This window comes from Coleofasciculus sp. (assembly GCF_046539235.1).
Classification (GTDB): domain Bacteria; phylum Cyanobacteriota; class Cyanobacteriia; order Cyanobacteriales; family Coleofasciculaceae; genus Coleofasciculus.
Map to the genome: position 1 here is coordinate 1 of NZ_JBKHHI010000324.1, position 7,759 is coordinate 7,759.

Genomic DNA, 7,759 nt, shown 5'->3' on the forward strand with positions numbered 1-7,759 from the left:
GTCGCTTGGGGTTTGGATGGGCTGGTTTAATTCCTCGTTCCTGGGTTCCAAAATGGTTAAAGAAGAATGCAACGACAGGGCAAGGTGGTCAGGTAAAACTTTTATTATATCGCTATTTACTGGGAGGGGTAGTTAAATATAAGGAAACGTAAGGCAACCTACTTGCCAATACAGAAGCGACTAAAAATTCGGTCAAGCACGGATTCCGTTACTTCCTCCCCGGTAATTTCACCTAAGGCTTGAATCGCGCCACGTAAATCAATTGTCCAAAAATCTAAAGGTAACTGCTGGGTAATGGTTTCTTGTACCTGTTCCAGCGCTATCTTGGCTTGGGTTAAGGCGGCGGCTTGTCGCTGGTTAATCGCTAAATCTAAGTCAGCCGCCTGTAGGGTTCCGGTTTGTACCGCCTCAAGAATCCCTTGTTCTAATGCCTCAATCCCTTCATTTTTGGCAACGGCGGCTGTAATTACTCGGTCAATACTATCCGGATAGGAGACAGAATCAGCGGGGGCGAGATCGGTTTTATTAATGACTAAAATTAGGGGACGGTGTTTGACTTGGGTATAAATTTCTTGGTCTTCTGAACTCCAGCCCCCTGTGGCTTCAATCACCAATACAATTAAATCAGCCGCCTCAGCTGCACGGCGCGATCGCTCAACGCCAATTTTCTCGACTTGATCCACGGTTTCCCGGATTCCGGCGGTATCTAGAACCTGTATGGGGATGCCACCCACGACTAACTGCGACTCTACCACATCACGAGTTGTACCGGGTAAATCAGTAACGATCGCGCGATCGCTACGACTCCAGGCGTTCAATAAACTGGATTTACCCACATTCGGACGCCCGACAATGGCGACGTTTAAGCCGGTTCGCAATAATTGACCGCGATCGGCGGTGGCGAGAATTTGGTTAATATCCGTTAATACTTGTTGAATTTGGGCAACGATCCCCGCTTCATCTAAGGGCGGTAAATCCTCCTCAAAGTCGATTCTGGCTTCAATTTCTGCCAAACTATCTAAACACGTCGCCCGGAGTTGGCGAATCGGTACAGCCAGCTTCCCTTGTATTCCGGCTAATGCAGCTTGGGCGGCGGCGGGGGAACGAGAACCCACTAAGTCAGCGATGCTTTCGGCTTGGGTTAAATCCAACCGCCCATTTAAAAATGCTCGTAGGGTAAACTCTCCCGGTTGGGCTAATCGTGCGCCTAATTCTAGGCATAATTGCAACACCTGCTGCACAGGCATAATCCCACCATGACAATGGAACTCGACGACATCTTCACGAGTATAAGAGCGAGGAGATTGCATAATTAGGAGTAGGGCTTCATCCACGATGTGCTGGGTTTGAGGATGACGCACATACCCATAGAGAATGCGGTGAGTTTGCCAAGCTTGACGCCCAGGTGCGTGGAATAGTTGACGGGCGATTTCTAAGGCATTTTCCCCCGACACCCGCACGATTCCCACACTCCCCTGTTGGGGAACAACAGCAGTTGCGATCGCGGCTATTGTTTCACCTTGGACGAACGGTTGAGACATGGTTGAGACATCGTTTGCTTACCCTACCCTTTCCTAATTTCTGGTTTGCCCCTGTTTAAGAGAAACTAGATTTCTTGTTCCCCCCTTTTGAAGGGGGGCTAGGGGGGATCTCTGATTAAGTAAAGGTTTCAGCCTTAAGTTTACACCAATGTTCATCAAGGGTTCCCTACAGATGGTGGTGTAATGGTAAAACCTGCACCAGTTCTGAGCTTTGATGGCGAGGGAAATTAAGCGATCGCGTAAAATAGTCTTTAACTGTATCAATTGCTTTCTATCTTAACTACTTATGACAACCGTTACGCTTAACCTCGACCCAATTGTTCACCTGAATCAAGAGCAATTTTATCATCTGTGTCGAATCAATCCCGATGTAAAATTTGAACGCAATGCGAAAGGAGAACTGATCATCGTGTCCCCCACAGGCGGAGAAACGGGAAAACGAAATGCTGGAATTATCGCTGATTTCGTTATTTGGAATCGACAAACGGGATTGGGAGAAGTTTTCGACTCTTCCACCTGTTTTCATCTACCCCATGGGGCGAACCGTTCTCCCGATGTGGCTTGGATTCAACGTGAACGATGGGATGCGCTGACAGAGGAACAGAAAGAAAAGTTTCCCCCCATTGCTCCGGATTTTGTTTTGGAGTTAATGTCACCCAGCGATACGTTACCAGAAACCCAAGCTAAAATGCAGGAATACATGAATAATCAAGTCAGACTGGGTTGGTTACTCTATCGACCAACTCGTCGGGTTGAAATTTATCGCCAAGGACAAACGGTAGAAATACTGGAAAATCCGACCCAGTTATCGGGAGAAAATGTTTTACCGGGTTTTATTTTAGATTTACAAATTGTTTGGAATTGAATCCTTATCCAACATGACAACCGTTACACTTAACCTCGACCCAATTGTTCACCTGAATCAAGAGCAATTTTATCATCTTTGCCGAATCAATCCCGACGTAAAATTTGAACGCAATGCGAAAGGAGAACTGATCATCGTGTCCCCCACAGGCGGAGAAACGGGAAAACGAAATGCTGGAATTATCGCTGATTTCGTTATTTGGAATCGACAAACGGGATTGGGAGAAGTTTTCGACTCTTCCACCTGTTTTCATCTACCCCATGGGGCGAACCGTTCTCCCGATGTGGCTTGGATTCAACGTGAACGATGGGATGCGCTGACAGAGGAACAGAAAGAAAAGTTTCCCCCCATTGCTCCGGATTTTGTTTTGGAGTTAATGTCACCCAGCGATACGTTACCAGAAACCCAAGCTAAAATGCAGGAATACATGAATAATCAAGTCAGACTGGGTTGGTTACTCTATCGACCAACTCGTCGGGTTGAAATTTATCGCCAAGGACAAACGGTAGAAATACTGGAAAATCCGACCCAGTTATCGGGAGAAAATGTTTTACCGGGTTTTATTTTAGATTTACAAATTGTTTGGAATTGAATCATTGACTGTCAAAAATTCATCTGTCAATTGTCGGGGCGGGTTTAGCCGTTTAATTTGACTATCTACCGATAACCTCAAAGGCAAAACCCGCCCTTAGCCACTATTTGATCGTGTGTGTTACAGGACAAAATAAGATTACAGCGTCAATGATTGCGGATTGGTTTCAATCAACTTCGCCAAATCTTGCAGGAAAGCTGCTGCATCAGCACCGTAAATAATCCGGTGATCACAAGTCATATTCACCTGCATCTGATTCCGCACCCCCATCATGCCATCGGTTGTCGCCACCACTTGCGGACGTGATGCGCCAATGGCCATGATTGCCCCTTGTCCCGGCGGTAAAATCGCATCAAAACGGTCAACGCCATACATTCCCAAATTCGAGATCGTAAACGTACCGGAACTATATTCCTCCGGTTGCAACTGCTTGCGTCGGGAGCGTTCAACCAACCCTTTCCAAGTGCGAGACAAGGAATAAATATCCACCTCATCGGCTTTTTGTAAGGTTGGTGTAATCAGTCCCCCATCTGCCATTGCCACAGCGACAGCCACATTGACGCCAGCATGATACTGAATCCCCTTTTCCGTATAACAGGCATTGATTGTGGGATGTTGTTTCAATGTTACAGCGACGGCTTTGGCTAATAGGGCAGTCATTGTCACGCCCTTAGGCTTAATTTGTTTATACAGCTTATCCAATTCATTGGTAGTGATGGTATACCCTACCCGGAAGGATGGCACCTGAAGACTCGCCACCATATTCCGCACCACAGCATTTTGCAGCGTGTTGAAGGGAACCACTTCACCGAGGGGGACAGAAATAGGTGTCGTGGGTGTAGCCATCGGTTGAGCCGCAGGCTGAGACGTTGGCTGTTGCGGTGCAGCGGTGGGTTCGGGTTGGCGAGTTTTCCCAGCGGCGGCTTCCACATCTTCTGCCACAATGCGTCCATGAGGACCACTACCCGTCAACGTGTCGAGTTCAACCTTCAACTCCCTGGCTAATTTCTTAGCCCTAGGAGAGGCGACAGTGCGTCCATTACGGCGACTGGGGGTATCTTGCGCTTGGGGGGCGGCTGAGACAGTAGCAGTTTCAGCTGTTGGCGTTTGATCAGGCGGAGTACTGGCTGGGGCTGAGGCGGAACTGGATTGGGAGGCTTGTTGTTTAGCCGTCTCAATTTCGTCAGGAGTTTCGGCTAGCAGGGCAATTGCCTCCCCTACAGGCACAGTTTCACCTGCGGGTACAGTAATGACGGCTAGATAGCCCTCATAGAACGACTCCACATCCATATCCGCCTTGTCAGACTCAACCACTACCACGGTTTCGCCTTTTTCTATTTTGTCCCCTGGGGATTTTACCCAAGAGACAATTTTGCCTTCGGTCATGGTGGAGCTAAGGGCGGGCATGAAAACTTCGTGGATCATGAGGTGGTATTCCCTATGAACTAGGCGTTAAATAACAATAGCATTTGCCAGATCGCATTTTAGCTTGATGACGGGTGCTTAAACTATAGAGGTGGAAAATAGGGATTACCCGCCCGCCGCTAAATCTGGGTGCTTCTCTATCCAACCTACAATAGAATTAGCTGGTTACAGAGCAAATTGATGGATCGGATGGTCAAATCGGGCAAAATTTCTTTGGTGAGTCTCGCTGGTATGGTAATCCTGCTGACGGCTTGTACCAGCATCAGTAATCGAAAAGAAGCGACAATCACAGACGCTAATCCTTCACCTGATGAAACGATTTCCTCATCGACTGAGCCATCCCCCGATTCTCCAGGTAACTCGACTCCCCAGCAAAATTTTTCATCGGCTCAGACGTTGGCGGCTAACCGGGAAGATTATCGTTCCATTGATCTATCCCAACTTGCAGATAGGACGAGTTTAACCGGTAGCAATCCAAACGCGATCGCACTCTCGGCGTTTGGCAATAGCGACTCTAACACGGATTCAGCCAGCGTGGATGTTTCTTATCCTAAACCGGATCAGGCAATTGTTATTCTGACTCAGACTGGATTAAAGGATGATTCTGTTAGAGGTATCCGATATCGTGTTGAGTTCCAGAAAAATCCCTCTGCTCAAGCTAATGAACAATGGCAGATGATTTGGGCAGGATCTCAGTTCAAATGTTACCCTGGGCGCGGTCATCAAGAATGGTCACCTGAACTTTGTTTGTGAGCGGGTTTTCTGGGCGCACGTCGGTAAAGGGCGCACGTCGGTAAAGGGCGCACGTCGGTAAAGGGCGCACGTCGGTGCGCCCCTACAGTAGACAATTTATCGACATCCTAATGATTCGCGAGTCTCTACTCCCGTTTTTGAGTTAACCCCACTAGCTCTAGTACAGAGACTTTGGACTTGCACGCGATCTAAAACAGCATTGCTGAAATCAGCACCGGTGATATTAACATCATCCAAGCGAGAACCTAACAAAATTGCTTCCTCTAGAACCGCATCACTCAAATCCGCCCCTTTGAAGTTAACTTTATAAGCAATGCTGTATGAAAAATCTGCACCCTGTAGATTAGCGTCAGTCATCGTGGAATCACTAATCACCACACTGCGTAAATCGGTATTGCTTAAATTCGTTTGCGTCAGATTCATTTTAGATATCTCCAGTTCAGCTAAATTTTGACCGGAGAAATCCATGGCACTTAGATCAGATACACCGTCATTAATAAGCTGTCGGGCAGAGGGATTAGCAGCTTGGGCAGATAGGGGAACTAAAACTAAAACCAACGCCAGAATTAGAGCAGCGAGTCCTCGAATAGACTTAATAATATTTACTTTCATTGCAACTGTTGTTGAAAACATCCTTTCTGGTGTAGCTTACGCCAAATCTCAACTACATCGGTATAACTGATAAGGAATACCAATCCGGTAATGTTGACTCGGATCAAGGATACAGGTTTTTTGGTTCGCGATCGCAAGATTTTGGGGATAGTCTCGCCGCTTCAAGCCGGGAGCGATTATCCATAGATTCAACGGAGACACAGAGGGTATGGCTAATTCCGATAACTGTTGCCAAACCTGATTATATCCCTGTTGGCGACTTAAAAAGGCTATTGTGCGATCGCCCTCCTGACTCCCATCCTCTGATACGTTCTCCAATGCCAAGGCAAAGCTTAATCCTAATCCTACATCCTGAAGATCCTTATATCCCATCACCATGATCAGGGGAACCGTGGGTTCAATCATCATATTTTGCGCCACCTGCTGAGGATAATAGGGTTTGAGAAACACCAAATTAGCCACAACACAAACCGTACTCACCAGAGAGATAGCCAACGTTAAGACAATTGCCCATCTCCCCTGCATCCCGACACCCCTGCGCCCAGACGCGCCATGAGACGCGCCATGGCGCGTCTCTACATTTACGATTAAACTCGCTGCTAATAGCGCACAAATCGCCGGATAATAAACAAAGTTATAGCGGGGGACAACGGATATATCCTTACCTAGCAGGTAAATAATTGCCAAAAATTGCAGCAATACACCAAGGGTAAACCCGAATAGCGTCAACGTGGCTAACTGGGTTGAAGGCTTCTGTAGCAATTGCTTAACTCCCACGCCTCCTTGCCAAATAATCCACCCCCCCAACCCCAGAGTTAATCCTCCCATGGGTATCACAATCCACAATGGTTGATTTTCCACGGGTAAAGCAATCACCATCAGGAACCAACCCACCAGTAATTGCACCAACGGCGTAATACTATCCGGTGGCGGTAGCCAACTGGTTTCTGGACGCCCCACATCTGCCAAAAGCATACCCCACCACGGCAGATAACTAACTGCCATTCCCGCGATTACCAGCGCCACAGCACCCCAACTCCCCCTTGGTAGACGCCGACGATACCAAATCATCCCGGAAATTAGGGTCAAAACTTGAGCAATGACAGCCAGAAGAAAAAAGTAGTGGACATAACAACCGATACTGTTCACCATACCCCAACCTAGCCATAGCCACAGGGAAGGCAATTGCTGATGATAAAGACGCTGCTGAATCGGGATTAATGCCAATAGTGCCAGAATAATCAGCAGCATTGGCAATGTGTAGTGACGCGCTTCCTGAGACAAGTAAACCGCAAAAGGAGACACCGCCATTAACGCGGCGGCGATTAATCCCGCGATTGGCGAAAAGATGAGACGATTGAGAAAGTAAATTGCCGCGATCGCACCGACTCCGATTAAAGCCGGAAATGAGCGCAACGCCCAAGCTAACGGTTCGGTTCCTGTAAACCTTAGCCACGAATGCATTAAGCAAAAGAATAAGGGCGGATGAGTCGATTGTTGAGCAAGGGTTTGGGCAATGTCTTTACAGCTAGCCTCCGGTTGAAGGGTGAAAAATTCCTGAAGAGTGGACAAAGGAAATACAACATCCAATGGTAAATCATTATATTCCCGTCCCAGGCTAAAGAAAGCGGTGAGAACTTCATCTAGCCACAGAGGTTTTAAGTCAAGATGCCAAAACCGGAGGGTGGTTCCCAGAATAATGATTCCAGCAAGGGCGAAATAGTGGAGAGTCAGTTTTTGGCGTGGGTTCATAGGGTTAATTTGAGCTATGGCGATTGAAATCGCTGCTACACAAACAAAGTCCGCCTGCGCGGACTGGGTTATAAGTATTAGTAGCGAGCAAGATGCTCAATGTAGCGAGCAAGATGCTCAATGTAGCGAGCAAGATGCAAAGCCTGCGGCATGGCTTCGCTTAACGCACTACTACGGCAAGGATTTTGCTATTCTTGATATTAGGGTTTAAACGCCGAA

8 protein-coding genes are annotated in these 7,759 nt (G+C 47.5%); 4 read left to right on the forward strand and 4 right to left on the reverse strand.

Features of this window, described 5'->3' with window-relative positions; translation table 11 throughout:
* Window positions 1–158 precede the first annotated feature (158 nt).
* Entirely contained in the window at window positions 159–1,541 is a 1,383-nt protein-coding gene (mnmE, locus tag ACLFWI_RS22665; protein ID WP_446414804.1) for a tRNA uridine-5-carboxymethylaminomethyl(34) synthesis GTPase MnmE, read from the reverse strand.
* 286 nt (window positions 1,542–1,827) lie between these two features.
* Here mnmE and ACLFWI_RS22670 point away from each other — a divergent pair, with 286 nt between their 5' ends.
* Entirely contained in the window at window positions 1,828–2,406 is a 579-nt protein-coding gene (locus ACLFWI_RS22670) for a Uma2 family endonuclease (RefSeq protein ID WP_446414805.1), read from the forward strand.
* A gap of 13 nt (window positions 2,407–2,419) precedes the next feature.
* A complete protein-coding gene (locus ACLFWI_RS22675) occupies window positions 2,420–2,998 on the forward strand; it encodes a Uma2 family endonuclease (RefSeq protein ID WP_446414805.1) in 579 nt (192 codons plus the stop codon).
* A 138-nt stretch (window positions 2,999–3,136) separates the two neighbouring features.
* Here the strand turns inward: ACLFWI_RS22675 and ACLFWI_RS22680 are convergent, their stop codons facing one another.
* On the reverse strand, window positions 3,137–4,423 hold the full coding sequence (locus tag ACLFWI_RS22680; RefSeq protein WP_446414806.1) for a dihydrolipoamide acetyltransferase family protein: 1,287 nt from the start codon (window positions 4,421–4,423) through the stop codon (window positions 3,137–3,139).
* 180 nt (window positions 4,424–4,603) lie between these two features.
* Here ACLFWI_RS22680 and ACLFWI_RS22685 point away from each other — a divergent pair, with 180 nt between their 5' ends.
* A complete protein-coding gene (locus tag ACLFWI_RS22685; RefSeq protein WP_446414807.1) occupies window positions 4,604–5,176 on the forward strand; it encodes a hypothetical protein in 573 nt (190 codons plus the stop codon).
* 96 nt (window positions 5,177–5,272) lie between these two features.
* Here ACLFWI_RS22685 and ACLFWI_RS22690 read toward each other — a convergent pair whose 3' ends face one another.
* Both ACLFWI_RS22690 and ACLFWI_RS22695 read right to left on the reverse strand, forming a co-directional pair.
* Window positions 5,273–5,788 carry a pentapeptide repeat-containing protein gene (locus tag ACLFWI_RS22690; RefSeq protein WP_446414808.1) on the reverse strand — a complete coding sequence of 172 codons (516 nt, stop codon included), beginning with the start codon at window positions 5,786–5,788 and terminating at the stop codon, window positions 5,273–5,275.
* Between the two features lie 48 nt (window positions 5,789–5,836).
* Window positions 5,837–7,540, reverse strand: a complete 1,704-nt coding sequence (locus tag ACLFWI_RS22695; RefSeq protein WP_446414809.1) for a glycosyltransferase family 39 protein — start codon at window positions 7,538–7,540, stop codon at window positions 5,837–5,839.
* 16 nt (window positions 7,541–7,556) lie between these two features.
* Here ACLFWI_RS22695 and ACLFWI_RS22700 point away from each other — a divergent pair, with 16 nt between their 5' ends.
* The gene (locus ACLFWI_RS22700) at window positions 7,557–7,751 is read left to right on the forward strand and encodes a hypothetical protein (RefSeq protein WP_446414810.1); all 195 of its coding nucleotides are present in this window, start codon (window positions 7,557–7,559) and stop codon (window positions 7,749–7,751) included.
* Window positions 7,752–7,759 lie beyond the last annotated feature (8 nt).

Excerpts from the sequence above, each read along its gene's own strand:
- ACLFWI_RS22700 (WP_446414810.1), top strand. The coding sequence starts at position 7,557 with ATGGCGATTGAAATCGCTGCTACACAAACAAAGTCCGCCTGCGCGGAC.
- ACLFWI_RS22690 (WP_446414808.1), bottom strand. The coding sequence starts at position 5,788 with ATGAAAGTAAATATTATTAAGTCTATTCGAGGACTCGCTGCTCTAATT.
- ACLFWI_RS22670 (WP_446414805.1), top strand. The coding sequence starts at position 1,828 with ATGACAACCGTTACGCTTAACCTCGACCCAATTGTTCACCTGAATCAA.
- ACLFWI_RS22695 (WP_446414809.1), bottom strand. The coding sequence starts at position 7,540 with ATGAACCCACGCCAAAAACTGACTCTCCACTATTTCGCCCTTGCTGGA.
- ACLFWI_RS22685 (WP_446414807.1), top strand. The coding sequence starts at position 4,604 with ATGGATCGGATGGTCAAATCGGGCAAAATTTCTTTGGTGAGTCTCGCT.
- ACLFWI_RS22675 (WP_446414805.1), top strand. The coding sequence starts at position 2,420 with ATGACAACCGTTACACTTAACCTCGACCCAATTGTTCACCTGAATCAA.
- ACLFWI_RS22680 (WP_446414806.1), bottom strand. The coding sequence starts at position 4,423 with ATGATCCACGAAGTTTTCATGCCCGCCCTTAGCTCCACCATGACCGAA.
- mnmE (WP_446414804.1), bottom strand. The coding sequence starts at position 1,541 with ATGTCTCAACCGTTCGTCCAAGGTGAAACAATAGCCGCGATCGCAACT.